Genomic DNA, 17,393 nt, shown 5'->3' on the forward strand with positions numbered 1-17,393 from the left:
CCGGCCCGAATGGGATGCAGTTTAGCCCGTGATCCTCGTCTGTCGAGGGGGCTGCGCCCTGTCCGCAGAAAAAATGAGGCCGCCCCGGCAGATGCAGGGGCGGCCTTGATGCTGGAACAGGTTTGGGCGATCAGCGCAGGATGCTGCGCCCCGCATATTCGGCGGTGGCGCCCAGCATTTCCTCGATGCGGATCAGCTGGTTGTATTTCGCCAGCCGGTCGGACCGGGCAAGGCTGCCGGTCTTAATCTGGCCGCAGTTGGTGGCGACGGCCAGATCGGCGATGGTCGCGTCCTCGGTTTCCCCGGAACGATGCGACATCACCGATGTATAGCCGGCCCGGTCGGCCATGCGCACGGCGTCAAGCGTTTCGGACAGGGTGCCGATCTGGTTCACCTTGACCAGCAGGCTGTTGCCGCAGCCGCGCTCGATCCCCTGGGCCAGCCGGGTCGGGTTGGTCACGAACAGGTCGTCGCCGACCAGTTGCACGCTGCCGCCCAGACGGTCGGTCAGCAGTTTCCAGCCGTCCCAGTCATCCTCGGCGCAGCCATCCTCGATCGACAGGATCGGATAATCGGCGCAAAGCGCGGCCAGATAGTCCACGTTCTCGGCTGAGGTCAACGACTTGCCTTCGCCCTTCATCTCGTAGCGGCCGTTCTTGAAATATTCGGTCGCTGCGCAATCAAGCGCGAGCATGATGTCGTCACCCGGCTTGTAGCCTGCCTTCTCGACCGCGCGCAGGATGAAATCCAAGGCGTCGCGGGTCGAGGACAGGTTGGGCGCAAAGCCGCCCTCGTCGCCGATCCCGGTCGAAAGCCCCGCCGCCGACAGTTCCTTTTTCAGCGTGTGGAACACCTCGGATCCCATGCGCACGGCATCGCGGATGTTTTCCGCAGCAACCGGCATGATCATGAATTCCTGGATGTCGATGGGGTTGTCGGCGTGTTCGCCGCCATTGATGATGTTCATCATCGGCACCGGCAGGATCCGCGCGGCCGTGCCCCCGACATAGCGATACAGCGGCTGGTTGGTGCCGTCCGCCGCGGCCTTGGCCACTGCCAGCGAAACGCCTAGGATCGCATTGGCGCCCAACCGGCCCTTGTTGGGGGTGCCGTCCAGTTCGCACATCATCGCGTCGATGGCGCGCTGTTCGGTCGCGTCCTCGCCGATCAGGTTCTCGGCGATCTCGCCGTTCACGGCGGCGACCGCTTCCAGCACGCCCTTGCCCAAATAGCGCGCCTTGTCGCCATCGCGCTTTTCCACCGCCTCATGCGCGCCGGTGGACGCGCCCGAGGGCACCGCCGCCCGGCCCATGGTGCCGTCTTCCAGCGTCACGTCGACCTCGACCGTCGGGTTGCCGCGGCTGTCCAGGATCTCTCGCGCGAAGATGTCGATGATGGCGGTCATGTTGCCCCTCCGGTGTTTGATGCCGGCGTCTTCATAGCTGCCGCAAGGGCAGGCCGAAAGCGGCAATTTCAGGGCTGCTCGATCTCGGCCCAGATGGGCAGGTGATCGGATGCCTCGCGTGCCCTTGCCCCTGTAAAGACGCCATGATCCAGCAGGCTCAGATGCTGGGACATTGCGATGCGGTCGAACCGGAACTGCGGCATGGGCGCGGGATAGGACGGGCCGGGCGCAACGACCCGAAAGCCCGCCAGCGATTCCAGCCCCCGGCTGTCGTGCCATTCGTTGAAATCGCCCATCAGGACGATGTTGTCGTCCGCGATCCGCGCCGCCTGCGCCGTAATCCGGGCGAGTTGCGCGCGCCGGGATGATCGGGCAAGGCCCAGATGCACCCCTATCACGGTCAGCTTGGGCAGGCGCAGGACCACGGCCCCGCGCGGTTCAAGCCCAGGCAGGGGCAAACGGCGCAGCACAGCGTTGTCAGCCAGATCGGGACGCATCAGGATCGTCTGCCCGTGCCAGCCCAGCGAATTTTCGCCCGTCGTCGTCATGTCGGCCGGGACCAGGCCTGTCGCCTCGCGGATCAGGCGGCGGGGCAGGGCCTCGGGGCGGGCGCCCAGGCGAAAATCCACCTCTTGCAGGGCGATGATGTCGGGCTTCAGCGCGGCGATGACGGCAAGGTTGCGTTCAGGGGCATGGGGGCCGGTCAAGCCGCGACATTTGTGCAGATTGTAACTTGCCAGTCTCAACAAGAACGTGCCGCCTTTCGTGCTTGCGCGCAGGATAGCCGGGGAAGGGGACGTTGCAAGGGGATCGGGCGGGCTGACTGACGGGTCAGGTGCCGCAAAAGGTGTTGCGCACGATCTGTTCGTCGCGCGGCGCATGGGCAAGGTCGTCCCAATCCGCCCGCCCCTGGCGCGGATGCGTCACCGCATCGAACAGCCGGTGGAAGGGGTCCAGGTCGCCGGACACGGCTGCGGCGATGGCTTCCTCGATCCGGTGGTTGCGCGGGATGCGGACGGGGTTGGCATGGCGCATCAGATCCGGATCGGGATCCTGCGCCCGCCATTCGGCGGCCCAGGCATCAAAGGCATCCCGGTCGACGAATTCGTCGCGAGCGTTGCCATCGGCCAGTCCCGCGAAGACGCGGGTGAAATCCGCCCGCTGCTGCGCCATGATGGTCAGCAGGCGTTCGACCAGAGGCTGCACGTCTGCGCCTTCGGTCAGGCCCAGCTTTTCTCCGAAACGCCGCAGCCAGGCGGCCTGATACAACGGCGCGAAGCTGTGGACGGATTTCGTCGCAGCCTCGATCGCGGCGTCGCGGTCGCCCATCAGGGGGATCAGGCTGGTGGCAAGCTGCGCCAGGTTCCAGACGGCGATCTGCGGCTGCTGCGCCCAGGCATAGCGCCCGCCCCGGTCGATGGATGAAAACACCGTGTCGGGGTGATACACGTCCATGAAGGCGCAGGGACCATAGTCGATTGTCTCACCCGACACGGCCATGTTGTCGGTGTTCATCACGCCGTGAATGAAGCCAAGCGCCATCCAGTGCGCAATTGTTTCCGCCTGCCGCGCCACGACATGATCCAGCAGCGACAATGGGCCATTGGCTGTTGGATAGTGCCGGGCAATGACATGGTCGGTCAGGGCGGCCAAGGCGTCCTCCTGACCCCGGACGGCGAAGTACTGGAAGGTGCCGACCCGAATATGGCTGGAGGCGATGCGGGTCAGGACCGCGCCCGGCAGGGCGTCTTCGCGCCACACTGTTTCTCCGGTTGCGACGGCGGCCAGGGCGCGGGTGGTGGGCACGCCCATCGCGTGCATGAATTCGCTGACGACATATTCCCGCAGCACCGGCCCGACCCAGGCCCGCCCGTCGCCGCGCCGTGAAAACGGCGTTGGCCCGCTGCCCTTCAGCTGGATGTCGAAACGGGCGCCATCGGGGGCCACGACTTCGCCCAGCAGCACGGCGCGGCCGTCGCCAAGCTGGGGCACAAAGCCGCCGAACTGGTGGCCGGCATAGGCCTGGGCAAGAGGTTCGGCCCCCGCAGGCACGGCATTTCCCGCCAGCATCGCAAGGCCCTCGGATCCAGCCAGCCAGTCCGCATCCAGGCCCAGTCTGCGCGCCAGCCCGTTGTTCAGCGCCAGCAGCCGAGGCTCGGCCACGGGCGTGGGCGAAACGCGGGCGAAGAAGCCCTGCGGCAGGCGGGCATAGCTGTTGTCGAAGTGGATCATGGGGACCTCCTTGATAAGCTTTACATAGGACAGACCAGCCGCATTGCCAGACCGCGCCCTTGCACGACCGAAACCAAGCGCGTATCGCATTTCCTGAACAGGAGCCTTTGCCATGAAATTTCTTGACCTCGCCAAAGTCTATATCCGCTCGGGCGGGGGCGGTGCGGGCTGCGTGTCCTTTCGGCGCGAGAAGTTCATCGAATACGGTGGCCCCGACGGTGGGGACGGCGGCAATGGCGGCGATGTCTGGGCCGAGGCAGTGGAAGGGCTGAACACCCTGATCGACTTTCGCTATCAGCAGCACTTCTTCGCGAAATCCGGCCAGCACGGCATGGGCAGCCAGATGACCGGCAAGTCGGCGGATGATGTCGTGCTGAAGGTGCCGGTCGGGACCGAGATCCTGGAAGAAGACGAGGAAACCGTCATCGCCGACCTGACCGAACCGGGGCAAAGGGTCCTGCTGGCGCGCGGCGGCAATGGTGGGTGGGGGAACCTGCATTTCAAGACCTCGACCAATCGCAGCCCGCGCAATGCCAATCCTGGCCAGGAGGGGGTGGAGCGCACGATCTGGCTGCGGCTGAAGCTGATCGCGGATGCCGGCCTGGTTGGCCTGCCCAATGCGGGCAAGTCCACCTTCCTGGCGGCCGTGTCGAACGCCCGGCCCAAGATCGCGGATTATCCCTTTACCACGCTGCATCCGAACCTGGGCGTTGTGGGCATCGACGGCCATGAATTCGTCATGGCCGACATCCCCGGCCTGATCGAAGGCGCCAGCGAGGGCAGGGGTCTGGGGGACCAGTTCCTGGGCCATGTCGAACGATCCCGCGTGCTGTTGCATCTGGTTGATGGCACGTCCGATGATGTGGCAACCGATGCCCGCACCATCCTGACCGAGCTTGCGGCCTATTCCCCAGTCCTGATGGAAAAGCCGCGCGTCACGGCGCTGAACAAGATCGACGCCATGGATGATGAAACCATCGCCCTGCGCAAGGCAGAGCTTGAAGCAGAGATCGGCACTCCGGTCCTGCTGATGTCTGGTGTCGCGAAACTGGGCGTGACCGAGGTTCTGCGCGCCTTGTGGTCCCAGATCGAACCATCCCGCAGCGTCAGGAAGGACGAATCAGAGGCGCCATGGCAGCCGTGATCCCGACCCTGGCGCAAGCCCGGCGGTTGGTCGTCAAGGTCGGATCCGCGCTGCTGGTCGATGATCGGGGCTTGCGGGGCGACTGGCTGCGGGGGTTGTGCGACGACGTGGCCTTGTGGCGCGGGCGCGGCTGCGACGTGGTGCTGGTGTCGTCGGGGTCAATTGCGCTTGGGCGGCGGGTGCTGGGCTTGCCCAGCGGTGCGCTGCCGCTGGAACAGGCGCAGGCCGCCGCCGCCGTGGGCCAGATCCGGTTGGCGCGGGCTTACGAGGAAGCCCTGGCCCCGCATGGCGTCACCACCGCGCAAGTGCTGCTGACGCTGGAGGACAGCGCGGACCGGCGCCGGTATCTGAACAGCCGCGCGACCATGCAGACGCTGCTGGGCTTGGGCGTCGTGCCCATCGTCAACGAGAACGACACGGTCGCCACCGACGAGATCCGCTTTGGCGACAACGACCGCCTGGCCGCGCAGATTGCCGTCACCTGCGGCGCGGACCAGTTGCTGCTGCTGTCGGACGTGGACGGGCTTTACACGTCTAATCCCAAAACCGACCCGACCGCCCACCACCTGCCGGTGATCGAAGCCCTGACGCCCGAGATCGAGGCGATGGGCGGCGATCCGGTATCGGGCCTGTCCAAGGGCGGCATGAAGACCAAGCTGATGGCCGCGCGCACGGCCATTGCGGGGGGATGCGCCATGGCAATTGCCGAAGGATCGGTCATGCGCCCGCTGTCGGCCGTGGCGGACGGCGCGCGGTGCAGTTGGTTCCTGCCCGAAAGCGACCCCCAGCTTGCCCGCAAGCGCTGGATCGCGGCCATGAAGCCCAAGGGCGCGCTTGTCGTCGACGAGGGCGCCGTGCTGGCATTGCAAGGCGGGAAATCCCTGCTGCCCGCCGGGGTCCAGACGATTGTGGGCGAATTCGGGCGTGGCGATCCCGTGGCGATCACCGGGCCTTCGGGCCAGACGCTGGCGGTTGGCCTGACCCGCTATACTGCGGACGAAGCGCGGCGGATCGCGGGCCACCGGTCCGACCGGATCGAGGCGATCCTGGGATACACCGCCCGCGCGGCCCTGGTGCATCGCGACGACATGGCGCTGTAGGGCGCGGGCCACGTTTTTTCGTCGCTGCGGGAATAATCCTGCGCCCCATCCGTCATCATCCCGCAGGCAGGATGGCCTGTGACAGATGAAGGACCGCAGCCATGACACGACACAGCCTTCTGCTCGCTTTGGCGACAAGCGCCGGACTTGCCATGCCGGGCGCCGCCCTGGCCGATGACAACGACGACAGCAACCGCATCCTTCGCGGACTTGCCACCTCGCAGTTCGATATGCAGGGCCGGAATCGGAACGACGACCGCTGGTGGGGCGGCGCTTATCGCGTCGGCCATGACGACGACTATGACGATGATGATCGCTGGGATGATGACGACGATGACGACGATGATCGCCGTGGCCGGTGGGGCGATGATGACTGAATAAAAAAAGGGGCAGGATCAGGCACGCCCCGGCCGCAAGGCCGGGGCGTTTCCTTTGTCAGGCGGCCTGCTTGCCGCTGCCATAGCGGTCGTAGAAGCCTTGGCCACTTTCGGCCATGTCGCGCAACAGCCTGGGCGCGGCAAAGCGATCGCCATGATCCGCCGCCAGCCGGTCGCAGATCTGGACCGCTCGGGCCGGGCCCATCATGTCCAGCCATGCAAACGGCCCGCCCGACCAGGGCGCAAAGCCCCAGCCCAGGATCGCGCCAACGTCGCCTTCGCGAATATCCTCCAGTACGCCGTCCTCGAAGGCGCGCACGGCTTCGAGAGTCTGGGCGAACATCAGGCGGTGCTGAACGGTGGTCAGATCCGGCTGGTCCTCGGCTTGGGGATGGCGCGCGGCCAATCCATCCCACAGCCCTTGCCGCTTGCCGTCCTCGCCATAGGCATAAAAGCCTGCGTTGGATTTGCGCCCCAGGCGACCCTGGTCGGCCATCCAGAACAGCACCTCATCGACCGACCCGTCCGGATAGGCGTCGCCCATGGCCGCGCGCGTGGCCTTGGCGATCTTCACGCCAAGGTCGATGGATGTCTCATCCACCAGTTGCAGCGGTCCCAGTGGCATTCCCATCATCTTGGCGGCGTTTTCGACCAGAACCGGATTCACCCCCTCGGCCACCATGCGGATGCCTTCGTTGATATAGGGGATGATGCACCGATTGGCATAAAAGAACCGTGCATCGTTCACGACGATGGGCGTCTTGCGGATCTGGCGCACGAAATCGAGCGCCTTGGCAACGGCAACAGGGCCGGTCTGCTGGCCCTTGATGATTTCCACCAGCATCATCTTGTCCACGGGGCTGAAGAAGTGGATGCCGATGAACCGGTCGGGCCGGGCACTGGCCCGCGCCAGGTCGCTGATCGGCAGGGTCGAGGTGTTGGTGGCAAAGATCGCATCGGGCGGGATGACGGCCTCGGCGCGCTTCGTGACCTCGGCCTTGATGGCGGGATCCTCGAAAACGGCTTCCACGACCAGGTCGCAGTCTTCAAGCGCGGCATAATCGGTGGTGGCGGTGATGCGGTCCAGCACCTCGGCCTTTTTCTCGGCCGTCGATTTTTTGCGGCTGATGGCCTTGTCCAGCAGGCCTTCGGAATAGGACTTGCCCTTGTCGGCGCTGTCCTGCTTCGCGTCGATCAGCACCACCTGAATCCCCGCCATGGCGCTGACATAGGCGATGCCGGCGCCCATCATCCCGGCGCCCAGGATGCCGACCTTTTTCACCGACTGGTCCGGTGCCTCGGGACGGTTCGCGCCCTTTTCCAACGCTTCCTTGTTGATGAAAAGGCTGCGGATCATCGCGGTGCTGGAGGGGTTCATCAGCACGCTGGTGAACCAACGCGCCTCGATCTTCAGCGCCGTGTCAAAGGGCACCTGCGCGCCTTCATAGACCGCCGACAGCAGCGCCTTGGCCGCCGGATAAACGCCCATCGTCTTGCCGTTGACCATGGCGGACGCACCGACGAAGGTCATGAAGCCCGCCGGATGGAACGGCTCTCCCCCGGGCATCTTGTAGCCCTTGGCGTCCCAAGGCTTGACCAGGTCCGCGTCCTTGGCATTCAGCACCCATTCGCGGGCAGCGGCAACCGGATCGGCCACAACCTCGTCGATCAGCCCGGCAGCCTTGGCCTTCTTGGGGTCCGACAGCTTGCCCTCCAGAAGGAAGGGGGCGGCTGCCATGGCGCCCAGCTTGCGCGACAGGCGGATGGTTCCGCCGCCGCCGGGGAAGATGCCGACCATGATCTCGGGCAGGCCGATCTTCGCCTTGGGATTGTCGGCGGCAAAGATGCGATGCGTGGCCAGCGGCAGTTCCAGGCCAATGCCAAGCGCGGTGCCCGGCAGGGCCGCCGCGACGGGCTTGCCGCCCTTGAGCGTCTTGGGGTCCATGCCCGCACGCTCGATCTTGCGCAGGACATGGTGCAGCGACATGATCCCGTCAAATACCTGCTGCGCTCCACCCTCCTTCATCTGCGCGATGACGTTCAGGTCCATCCCGGCGGCGAAATCCTTCTTGCCGCTGGTGATGACGATGCCCTTGACGGCCTCGTCGGCCAGAGCGTCGTCGATCAGCGCGTTCAGTTCGGACGCGCCTTCCAGCGACAGCACGTTCATCGACTTTCCGGGCACATCCCAGGTGATGACGGCGACGCCATCTGCGTCCTTCTGCATGGTGAAATCGGTCATTCGTTCTCTCCCTCGGTCGGGTAGGGGGTGCCGTCCAGGTGCGTGTACCCCGCAGGCGTCGCCAGCATATCGAGGCCCGGATAATGCGTGATGTTGTTCGGATTCCGGCTCCCCGCGATCAGATAGACGGCGGGCTGTCCGGTGTGGTTTTTCAGGGTGTGGGCGACGGGTGTGCCCGCCTTCCAGCAGCAGGCGTCGCCAGGGTGGATAACGGTTTCCACGCCAGCCTCGACAACGGTCAGCGTACCTTCAAGCAGATAGAGGAACTCGTCCTCGTGCTGTTCCCAATGGGGCTGGCTTGACTGCTTGCCGGGATGTAGGGTTTCAAGCGCGATCCCGAACTGGGTCAGCCCACCCACCTCGGTCAGGTGACGATAGGACAGGAAGCCGCGACCCAGGTTGAACGGCCGGGGATAGCCCGAGACGGCCTCGGTCACGGGCACGCTGTCCTTGCGGATGATCATCACACGCGCTCGATGATGGTGGCCGCGCCCATGCCGGACGCGATGCACAGCGTGGCCAGGCCCATGGTCTTGTCCTGCCGTTCAAGTTCGTCCAGCAGCGTACCGATGATGATCGCGCCGGTCGCACCCAGCGGGTGGCCCATTGCCATGGCGCCACCATTGACGTTCACCTTGCCGGGATCGACCTGGAACGCCTGCATGAATCGCAGGACCACGGCGGCAAAGGCCTCGTTCACCTCGAACAGGTCGATGTCGCTGATCGACAGGCCGCTGTCTGACAGGATTTTCTCGGTCACGGGCACCGGGCCGGTCAGCATGATGGTGGGATCGGTGCCGATCTTGGCGGTGGCACGGATGCGGGCGCGGGGCTTCAACCCATGGGCACGGCCGAACTCCTCGTTCCCGATCAGCACGGCGGCGGCGCCGTCCACGATGCCGCTGCTGTTTCCGGCGTGGTGGATATGTTCGATCCGGTCAAGATGCGGGTATTTCAGCATTGCGACCTTGTCGAAGCCGGGCATCATCTCGCCCATGTCCTTGAAGGCGGGCTTCAGCTTGGCCAGATCCTCCATGGTGGTGCCGGGCCGCATGTATTCGTCGCGGCCCAGGATGGTCAGGCCATTCTGATCCATGACCGGAACAATAGAGCGAGAGAAGCGGCCTTCCTCCCATGCACGGGCGGCGCGGCTCTGGCTTTCGACGGCCAGCTTGTCGGCCTCCTCGCGCGTGAAACCGTATTCAGTGGCGATGATGTCGGCGCTGATGCCCTGCGGCACGAAATAGGTCTTCATCGCCAGCCCGGGATCCACGGCGATGGCCGCGCCGTCGCTGCCCATGGGAACGCGGCTCATCATCTCGACCCCGCCCGCGATATAGCCGTTGCCGGCGCCAGCCTTGACCTGGTTGGCGGCCAGGTTCACGGCCTCCATGCCGCTGGCACAGAAGCGGTTGATCGACAGGCCGGGAATGCGTTCGTCCAAGTCCGAGGCAAGAACCGCCGAGCGCGCAAGGCAGCCTCCTTGTTCCTTGACCTGGGTGACATTGCCCCAGATCACATCCTCGACGGCGTGGCCTTCCAGATTGTTGCGTTCCTTGACGGCATTCAGCAACCGGGCCGATAGCGCCAAGGATGTCACTTCGTGCAGGCTGCCATCCGGGCGGCCCTTGCCGCGCGGCGTGCGGGCCGTGTCATAGATGAATGAGTCGGTCATGCGTCCTCCTTGGGCGCCCGGTCGGCAGGGTTGCCGGGCATCAGGTCATAGGGGTGTTTCCAGCCGGGCAGGGCGCTGATCGCGTCCAGCCAGCGGTCGATATGGGGCCAGTCCTTGCGGTCAAAGCCGAAGGGTTCGGGATAGAACAGGTATCCGCAACAGGCGAAATCGGCGAGCGTCGGTACGCTGTCGGCAACCCAGTCGCGGTTGGCCAAGTGGTCGTCCAGCACCCGGTAGGTCGCCTTCAGCCGCCCCTGCAGATATTCCGCCGCGCCTGCCGGGCGTTTGTCCGCAGGCAGGAAGTTCAGCAGGAACCGCGCCGGGCCGGCCTGGCCCGACAGCTTGTGATTGTCGAACATCAGCCAGCGGAGAGTTTCGTTCCGGTCACTTCCCAGGAACTTCCCTGTGCGTTCCGCCACATGAAGCTGGATCACCGCCGATTGCGTCAGAGTCAGGTCGCCTTCGCGAAAGACAGGAACCTCGCCCATGGCATTGATCGCGCGAAAGGTAGGGTCTCGTGCCTCGCCGTTGAAGAAATCGACAAAAACCGGGGTCCAGTCGTAATGGGCCAGATCCAGGGTCAGGGCCGCCTTGTAGGCATTGCCGGATTCGCCAAAGCACCACAGTTTCGCCGTCATCCTGTTCCTCCAACCGCCGGGGGCTTCGCGCCCCCGGACCCCCGCGGGATATTTTCGTGAAGAAGAAGGGACGGGTTAATCCTTCTTCAACATTCTGCGCCTAATTTCGGAACTGCGGTACAGGCTGGGAAGCCAATGACCGCTGAAGGAGACGTTTCCGGCCTGCGAGTCTGATGCCGATGGCCGAGCGCGGGCCGGAAATGCCGCTTCTTCTTCACTTAAATATCCCCGCCGGAGGCTCCGGCTCGTGAAGCCAGAGCCACGATAGGGTATCAGAACGCCTCCGCCTCCAGTTCCATCACCGGCGCGGCGCCCGATTGGATGCGGGCCAGATGCGTCGCGGTCATCGGCAGCTGCCGCTTCATGTAGTATCGCCCGGTCGCCAGCTTGGTCCTCAGGAACGCCGCATCCCGATCACCCGCATCCAGGGCCGCTTGCGCCGCGACCGCCATCTGCGCCCACATGAAGCCAAGCGCGACATGACCGAACAGGTGCATGAAGTCATAGCTGCCCGACAGCGCGTCGTTGGGGTTCTTCATGCCCCGTTCCATGAAGAACATAGCGGCGGTCTGCAGATCCTTGGACGCGGCCTTCAGCGGCGCGATGAAGTCGTCCGCGATGGCGCTGTCGCCATGCTGCCTGCAGAAGGCCTTGACCATCTCGAAGAAAGCCATCACGTGCTTGCCGCCGTCCTGGGCCAGCTTGCGGCCCACCAGATCCAGGGCCTGAACGCCGTTCGCGCCTTCATAGATCATGGTGATGCGGGCATCGCGGACGAACTGGCTCATGCCCCATTCCTCGATATAGCCGTGGCCTCCGAAGACCTGCTGGGCCAGCACTGCCGTCTCGAATCCCTTGTCGGTCAGAAATCCCTTAATAACGGGGGTCAGCAGCGACACCAAGCCTTCGGCATCCGCATCGCCATTGTGACCCTTGTCGATCAGGTGTGCGCCCCACAGGGCCAGCATCCGCGCGCCTTCCAGGAAGGATTTCTGGTCCATCAGGCTGCGGCGGATGTCGGGGTGGACGATCAGCGGATCTGCCGCCCCGGCAGCATTCTGCACACCCGTCACCGCACGGCCTTGCAAGCGGTCCTTGGCATAGGCGACGGCGTTCTGATAGGCAGGCACCGCGCAGGCATAGCCCTGCAGGCCCACGCCCAGGCGCGCCTCGTTCATCATGGTGAACATGGCCCGCATCCCCTTGTGCAATTCGCCCAGCAGCCAACCCTTTGCGCCGTCGAAGTTCATCACGCAGGTAGCATTGCCGTGGATGCCCATCTTTTCTTCCAGGGCGCCCACGGACACGCCGTTGCGCTCGCCCAGGGATCCGTCGGCATTCACAAGGAACTTCGGCACGATGAACAGGCTGATGCCCTTTGTGCCTTCGCCCCCGCCGGGTGCCTTGGCCAGGACCAGATGGATGACGTTTTCCGCAAGATCGTGATCCCCGGCCGAGATGAAGATCTTTTGCCCGGTGATCAGATAGCTGCCGTCGCCCTGGGGTTCGGCCCTGGTGCACAGCAAGCCCAGGTCGGTGCCGCAATGCGGTTCCGTCAGGTTCATGGTGCCGGTCCAGTCGCAGCTGACCATTTTCGGCAGATAGGTCTGCTTCTGGTCGTCGGTCCCATGGGCATGGATGGCGGAATAGGCGCCGTGGGTCAGGCCCTGGTACATGTTGAAAGCCATATTTGCCGAAACGAACATCTCGCCCGTGGCGACACCCATCACATAGGGCATTCCCTGCCCGCCATAATCGGGGTCGCAGTCGAGCGCGGTCCAGCCGCCTTCCTTCATGGCCTGGAAAGCCCGGTCGAACCCGTCGGGCGTGCGCACCACGCCGTTTTCCAGGCGGCATCCCTGCCGGTCGCCAACGGCGTTCAGCGGTGCCAGAACCTCGGCCGCCAGCTTGCCTGCGGCGTCCAGCACCGCTTCGGTGAAGTCGCGGTCCAGATCCTCGTGCCCCGGCAGGCCGGATTGCGACAGCTTCAGCACGTCATGCAGCGCAAACTGCATGTCGGTGACAGGCGGGATGTAAATCGTCATGGCTCTACCCTGTGGTCGTGTCGTTGGACGCGGCGGCAAGTCGGGTTTCTGCATCGGAAAGCTGGGTCTTGAGTTCGACGATCGCCTCACTCAGTTCAGCATATTGACGTTCCATGTCGCCAAGGCGTTGGCGCCCGACCGAGATGGTCGCGGCGATCTGCGCCTTGTTCGTGCCGCCGGGTTCATACAGTTCAAGCAACTGGCGGATTTCCTCGAGGCTGAAGCCGAACCGCTTGCCGCGCAGGATCAATGTCAGCCGCGCCCGGTCCCGGCGGTCATACAGGCGATGCTGCCCGCGACGTTCGGGAAAGATCAACTCGCGCGCCTCATAGAAACGCAACGTGCGGGGGGTGACATCGAACGCATCGCACATCTGGCGAATCGTCATCATTTCGTCGGACATGGATCGCGGTTCCTCCTCATTCACCGTCTGCCGTCCTTGACCACAATATAGGGGCAAGTTGACGCGAACGTAAGCAAGACGCCGCGTCACAAGTGAAGTCAAGGCTAACCGTGACGCAGGGTCAACCCATCTTGCTCAGGTCTTGGGCGGCGGTATCGCGCAGGGCTTCCAGATCGGCCCGGGCTGCAGTCAGATCGGTGATCTGTTCGTCCAAGACCTTCAGTTGCCGGTCCGCCAGATCCAGCCAGACCTGGTACTGTTCGCGCGATCCCTTTTGTTCATAGATCAGCAGCCATTGCCGGATATCCTCCAGGGAAAATCCGAAGCGGCGGCCGCGCAGGATCAAGGTCATGCGGGCGATTTCCCGGGGTCCATAGAACCGGGACCGTCCTTCCTTCCGGGGGTTCAGCAGTTCGATATATTCGTAATAGCGCAGCGTCCGGGGCGTCACGTCGAAGCGTGTGCACATATCCTTGAAGCTGATTGTCTGATCGCCCGGCATCCGCCCCCCTTCCGTCAGCATCTGGGGCAAGGCTAACGGGTTGGCACGCGCTTCTCAACCGGTGCGAACATCGGGAAGGGGTTGAGCGTGCGGCCCGGTCGCGGATAGCGTGTCGGCTGCAAGCAGGGGGGCGGCGATGGACAGGACCAAGGGCATGACGGACACGGACCAGACCCGAATCGCGCAACAGTTCATCGAGGCGATCCCTCATGCCCGCGCCCTGGGGATGCAGGTCGATGCGCTTGGTGCCGGAACGGCCACCATCAGCATGCCCTGGGCCGAACATCTGGTGGGCGATCCACGCAGCGGGGTGGTGCATGGCGGGGTGGTGTCGGCGCTGATGGATACCTGCTGCGGGGCGGCCGTGATGGCCCATCCGTCGGGTCCGGGGTCCACCGCGACCATCGACCTGCGCATCGACTATATGCGCTCGGCCACCAAGGGACAGCGGATCACGGCACGGGCCGAATGCTATCACATCACGCGAACCGTGGCCTTCGTTCGCGCCGTTGCCCTGGACGAAAGCGGCGACAACCCGGTTGCGGCCGCAACCGGCGCCTTTACGGTCGAAAGGTAAGCGATGATGGACCGACGCGAACCCCTGGACCAGATCAAGTCGCGCCGCGATTCGGCGCTGGCGGCCCTGGTGGGCGGGGTGCCCTATCTGGCCTGGCTGGGTATCCGCTTTGACAGGCGCGGGGATGAACTGACGGCGATCCTGCCTTACGACCGGAAGCTGATCGGCAACCCGTTGCTGCCCGCGATCCATGGCGGTGTCACCGCGGCGTTCCTGGAAACCACGGCGATCATCGAGCTGGCCTGGACCGCAATGTGGGAGGATATGGAATCAGGCCGCACCGTTCCTGACGCCGCGATGGCCGCCAGCGTGCCGCGCCTGCCCAAGACCATCGACTTTACCGTGGATTACCTGCGCAGCGGGCTGCCGCGCGACGCCTATGCACGGGCGCGGGTGGTGCGGTCGGGACGGCGGTATGCAAGCGTCCGGGTCGAGGCATGGCAGGACAACCGCACCCGCCTTATGGCGCAGGCAACCGGGCATTTCCTGATGCCGCAGGGATAAGCGGCCTGGGATGGACAGGCTGACCAACCGGCGGGTGCTGTCGATTGCCCTGCCCATCGTGCTGTCGAACGCGACGGTGCCGCTGCTGGGGCTGGTCGATACCGGCGTGATCGGCCAGTTGGGCCGACCCGAGGCGATCGGCGCCGTTGCCATCGGCGCGGTGATCCTGACCTCGATCTACTGGATCTTCGGCTTCCTGCGCATGGGCACGTCGGGCCTTGTGGCCCAAAGCCATGGCGCGGGCGACGGGTCCGAGGCGGGGGCACATCTGTTGCGCGCCCTGGCCATTGCCGGAGCGGCGGGGCTTGCCATGATCCTGCTGCAGGGCAGCATCTTTGCGGCGGCTTTCCGCATCGCCCCGGCTTCGGCTGCGGTTGAAAGGCTCGCGGGGGAATACCTGGCAATCCGCATCTGGGGGGCGCCCGCCACCATTGCCCTTTATGCCATTACCGGCTGGCTGATCGCAGTTGAACGCGCGGGGTCGGTCCTGCTGCTGCAACTGGTGCAGAACGGGGCGAATGTCGTCCTGTCAGTCTGGTTCGTCCTGGGGCTGGACCTGGGCGTGCCGGGCGTGGCTGCGGCCACGCTGATTGCCGAATACGGCGGGTTCCTGCTGGGCTTGTGGATGACACGGCGGGCCTTGCGGGACGGATTTCGGGCGGCGCATCTGTTCGGGCGCAACAAGCTGGCGCGACTGGTGCGGGTCAATGGCGACATCATGATCCGGTCGGTGCTGCTGCAGGCCAGCTTTACCAGCTTCGTGTTTCTGGGCGCGGGGCAGGGCGATGTGACCCTGGCCGCCAACCAGGTGCTGCTGCAATTCCTGTCGATCACGGCTTATGCCCTGGACGGCTTTGCCTTTGCCGCCGAAAGCCTGGTGGGCCAGGCGGTGGGGGCGCGCAGGCCCGATAGGGTGCGTCGCGCCGCGATCCTGACATCGCGATGGGGCGTGGCCGGGGCGGCGGTCCTGGCGGCCGTCTTCTGGTTCGGGGGCGGCGCCATCATCGACCTGCTGACGACATCCCCCGCGGTCCGCACCGAAGCGCGCGCCTATCTGCCTTGGCTGGGCTTGGCGCCGCTGATCGGGGTGGCAAGCTGGATGCTGGACGGGATCTTCATCGGCGCGACCCTGACCCGGGAAATGCGCGTCGCCATGATCCAGTCGGTCGCGCTGTTCGGGGCCGCGGTGATCGTCCTGCCGCCGGCAATGGGCAATCACGGGCTGTGGCTGGCGCTGATGATCCTGAACGCCGCGCGGGGGCTGACCATGGCGCTCCGTTACCACCGGGCCGAGGCCGCAGCGACCTGAAGGATCGCATCGCCCCGTGCCCGAACCCGGAGCCTATTCTTTTTCTTCAAGCACCTGGAGGCGAGCCGGGTGCACCAGTTCAGCCATCTTGGCGCGGATCGTCGCGGCATCGGCCAGCCCGGCCAGATCGGCCTCCAGCTTGCGGAACACGTCCTCGTCGCCCGGTTCGCTGAAATCCGATGTCACCACCGCCATTGCATAGGTCCGGGCATCGTCGCCCGTCTTGCCCAGAAGCCCTGCCGCCCATTCGCCCAGCAGGCGGTTCCGGCGGGCCTCGGCCCGAAAGCGCAGATCGGCGTCATGCGCGAATTTCGCCTCGTAACCGCGTTCGCGGTCGTCAAAGGTGGTCATTGCAGTCTCCAGTCCATTTGCCCGGATCTTAGCCCGCCCACGGGCGCTTGCAAGCCTTGTATTGCCCCCGGTGCCGCTTGTGGGGTAAGGCGCTTGGGATAAGGGACATGCGAAAGGACGCCGCCATGGCACCGCGCCGGAAGAAAGTTTACGAAGGTAAGGCGAAGATCCTGTACGAAGGCACCGAACCCGGCACGCTGGTCCAATACTTCAAGGATGACGCCACCGCTTTCAACGCGCAGAAAAAGGCCGTGATCGAGGGCAAGGGCGTCCTGAACAACCGCCTGTCCGAATTCTTCATGAACGGTTTGACGAATATCGGCGTCCCCAACCATTTCATCCGCCGCATCAATATGCGCGAACAGCTGATCCGCCAGGTCGAAATCGTGCCGCTGGAAGTGATCGTGCGCAATTTCGCCGCAGGATCCATTTCCAAGCGCCTGGGGCTTGAGGAAGGCACGCTGCTGCCCCGTCCCATCGTCGAATACAGCTTCAAGAACGACGAGTTGGGCGACCCGATGGTGTCCGAGGAATACATCATCGCCTTTGGCTGGGCGACCCAGCAGGATCTGGACGACATCGTGTCGCTGGCGCTGCGGGTGAACGACTTCCTATCTGGCGTCTTCTATGGCGTCGGGATCAAGCTGATCGACTTCAAGATCGAGATCGGCCGCGTCTGGGACAACGACTTCATGCGCCTGATCGTCGCCGACGAGATCAGCCCCGACAGCTGCCGTTTGTGGGACATGAAGACCGGCCAGAAGCTGGACAAGGACGTGTTCCGCCGCGACCTGGGCAACCTGACCGACGCCTATACCGAGGTTGCGCGGCGCCTGGGCCTGATGCCCGCCAACACGACCAGCCTGAAGTCGGCCACGATCAACTAGGA

At 64.7% G+C, this 17,393-nt stretch carries 18 protein-coding genes; 7 read left to right on the plus strand and 11 right to left on the minus strand.

From position 1 onward, the window contains the following. Window positions 1-130 precede the first annotated feature (130 nt). The 3 genes from eno to Q5701_RS07365 form a co-directional block, all read right to left on the minus strand. Window positions 131-1,405 carry a phosphopyruvate hydratase gene (gene eno, locus Q5701_RS07355; RefSeq protein WP_306754622.1) on the minus strand — a complete coding sequence of 425 codons (1,275 nt, stop codon included), beginning with the start codon at window positions 1,403-1,405 and terminating at the stop codon, window positions 131-133. A 68-nt stretch (window positions 1,406-1,473) separates the two neighbouring features. Beyond that, complete coding sequence (locus tag Q5701_RS07360; protein ID WP_306754623.1) at window positions 1,474-2,154, minus strand: endonuclease/exonuclease/phosphatase family protein; 681 nt, start codon at window positions 2,152-2,154, stop codon at window positions 1,474-1,476. An 82-nt stretch (window positions 2,155-2,236) separates the two neighbouring features. Continuing rightward, complete coding sequence (locus Q5701_RS07365; RefSeq protein WP_306754624.1) at window positions 2,237-3,637, minus strand: protein adenylyltransferase SelO; 1,401 nt, start codon at window positions 3,635-3,637, stop codon at window positions 2,237-2,239. A gap of 112 nt (window positions 3,638-3,749) precedes the next feature. Here Q5701_RS07365 and obgE point away from each other — a divergent pair, with 112 nt between their 5' ends. The 3 genes from obgE (at window position 3,750) to Q5701_RS07380 (ending at window position 6,258) form a co-directional block, all read left to right on the plus strand. Then, window positions 3,750-4,781 carry a GTPase ObgE gene (gene obgE, locus Q5701_RS07370; protein ID WP_234853076.1) on the plus strand — a complete coding sequence of 344 codons (1,032 nt, stop codon included), beginning with the start codon at window positions 3,750-3,752 and terminating at the stop codon, window positions 4,779-4,781. Beyond that, window positions 4,781-5,881: a glutamate 5-kinase gene (gene proB, locus Q5701_RS07375; RefSeq protein ID WP_306755365.1), complete on the plus strand. Its 1,101-nt coding sequence runs from the start codon at window positions 4,781-4,783 to the stop codon at window positions 5,879-5,881. The genes obgE and proB overlap by 1 nt, the downstream gene beginning before the upstream one ends. Window positions 5,882-5,982: 101 nt before the next feature. Continuing rightward, window positions 5,983-6,258, plus strand: a complete 276-nt coding sequence (locus tag Q5701_RS07380; RefSeq protein WP_306754626.1) for a hypothetical protein — start codon at window positions 5,983-5,985, stop codon at window positions 6,256-6,258. 58 nt (window positions 6,259-6,316) lie between these two features. Here the strand turns inward: Q5701_RS07380 and Q5701_RS07385 are convergent, their stop codons facing one another. From Q5701_RS07385 to Q5701_RS07415, 7 genes are all read right to left on the minus strand, one after another. Beyond that, window positions 6,317-8,500, minus strand: coding sequence for a 3-hydroxyacyl-CoA dehydrogenase NAD-binding domain-containing protein (locus Q5701_RS07385; RefSeq protein WP_306754628.1), 2,184 nt, complete (start codon window positions 8,498-8,500; stop codon window positions 6,317-6,319). After that, window positions 8,497-8,964, minus strand: coding sequence for a cupin domain-containing protein (locus Q5701_RS07390; RefSeq protein WP_306754629.1), 468 nt, complete (start codon window positions 8,962-8,964; stop codon window positions 8,497-8,499). The genes Q5701_RS07385 and Q5701_RS07390 overlap by 4 nt, the downstream gene beginning before the upstream one ends. Beyond that, window positions 8,964-10,175 carry an acetyl-CoA C-acetyltransferase gene (locus Q5701_RS07395; protein WP_306754630.1) on the minus strand — a complete coding sequence of 404 codons (1,212 nt, stop codon included), beginning with the start codon at window positions 10,173-10,175 and terminating at the stop codon, window positions 8,964-8,966. Before Q5701_RS07395 ends, Q5701_RS07390 begins: the two co-directional genes overlap by 1 nt. Further along, the gene (locus tag Q5701_RS07400) at window positions 10,172-10,813 is read right to left on the minus strand and encodes a glutathione S-transferase family protein (RefSeq protein ID WP_306754631.1); all 642 of its coding nucleotides are present in this window, start codon (window positions 10,811-10,813) and stop codon (window positions 10,172-10,174) included. Before Q5701_RS07400 ends, Q5701_RS07395 begins: the two co-directional genes overlap by 4 nt. Before the next feature lie 272 nt (window positions 10,814-11,085). Further along, window positions 11,086-12,858 carry an acyl-CoA dehydrogenase C-terminal domain-containing protein gene (locus tag Q5701_RS07405; protein ID WP_306754632.1) on the minus strand — a complete coding sequence of 591 codons (1,773 nt, stop codon included), beginning with the start codon at window positions 12,856-12,858 and terminating at the stop codon, window positions 11,086-11,088. Between the two features lie 4 nt (window positions 12,859-12,862). Then, window positions 12,863-13,261, minus strand: a complete 399-nt coding sequence (locus Q5701_RS07410) for a MerR family transcriptional regulator (protein ID WP_234853069.1) — start codon at window positions 13,259-13,261, stop codon at window positions 12,863-12,865. A gap of 121 nt (window positions 13,262-13,382) precedes the next feature. Further along, entirely contained in the window at window positions 13,383-13,763 is a 381-nt protein-coding gene (locus Q5701_RS07415; protein ID WP_234853068.1) for a MerR family transcriptional regulator, read from the minus strand. Window positions 13,764-13,917: 154 nt separating this feature from the next. Between Q5701_RS07415 and Q5701_RS07420 the strand changes: the two genes are divergently transcribed. The 3 genes from Q5701_RS07420 to Q5701_RS07430 are packed head-to-tail and all read left to right on the plus strand — an operon-like array spanning window position 13,918 to window position 16,153. Beyond that, the gene (locus tag Q5701_RS07420; RefSeq protein WP_234853067.1) at window positions 13,918-14,340 is read left to right on the plus strand and encodes a PaaI family thioesterase; all 423 of its coding nucleotides are present in this window, start codon (window positions 13,918-13,920) and stop codon (window positions 14,338-14,340) included. Window positions 14,341-14,343: 3 nt separating this feature from the next. After that, window positions 14,344-14,844 carry a PaaI family thioesterase gene (locus Q5701_RS07425; protein WP_306754633.1) on the plus strand — a complete coding sequence of 167 codons (501 nt, stop codon included), beginning with the start codon at window positions 14,344-14,346 and terminating at the stop codon, window positions 14,842-14,844. Window positions 14,845-14,854: 10 nt separating this feature from the next. Further along, window positions 14,855-16,153 (plus strand): MATE family efflux transporter, encoded by a 1,299-nt coding sequence (locus Q5701_RS07430; protein ID WP_306754634.1) that lies wholly within the window; start codon window positions 14,855-14,857, stop codon window positions 16,151-16,153. A gap of 33 nt (window positions 16,154-16,186) precedes the next feature. On the opposite strand, the gene Q5701_RS07435 is transcribed toward Q5701_RS07430, so the two are convergent. Next, entirely contained in the window at window positions 16,187-16,504 is a 318-nt protein-coding gene (locus Q5701_RS07435; protein ID WP_234853064.1) for a DUF1476 domain-containing protein, read from the minus strand. Window positions 16,505-16,629: 125 nt separating this feature from the next. Between Q5701_RS07435 and purC the strand changes: the two genes are divergently transcribed. Beyond that, complete coding sequence (gene purC / locus Q5701_RS07440) at window positions 16,630-17,391, plus strand: phosphoribosylaminoimidazolesuccinocarboxamide synthase (RefSeq protein ID WP_234853063.1); 762 nt, start codon at window positions 16,630-16,632, stop codon at window positions 17,389-17,391. Window positions 17,392-17,393: the final 2 nt, after the last annotated feature.

The organism is Paracoccus actinidiae, from assembly GCF_030863885.1.
Classification (GTDB): Bacteria; Pseudomonadota; Alphaproteobacteria; order Rhodobacterales; family Rhodobacteraceae; genus Paracoccus; species Paracoccus everestensis.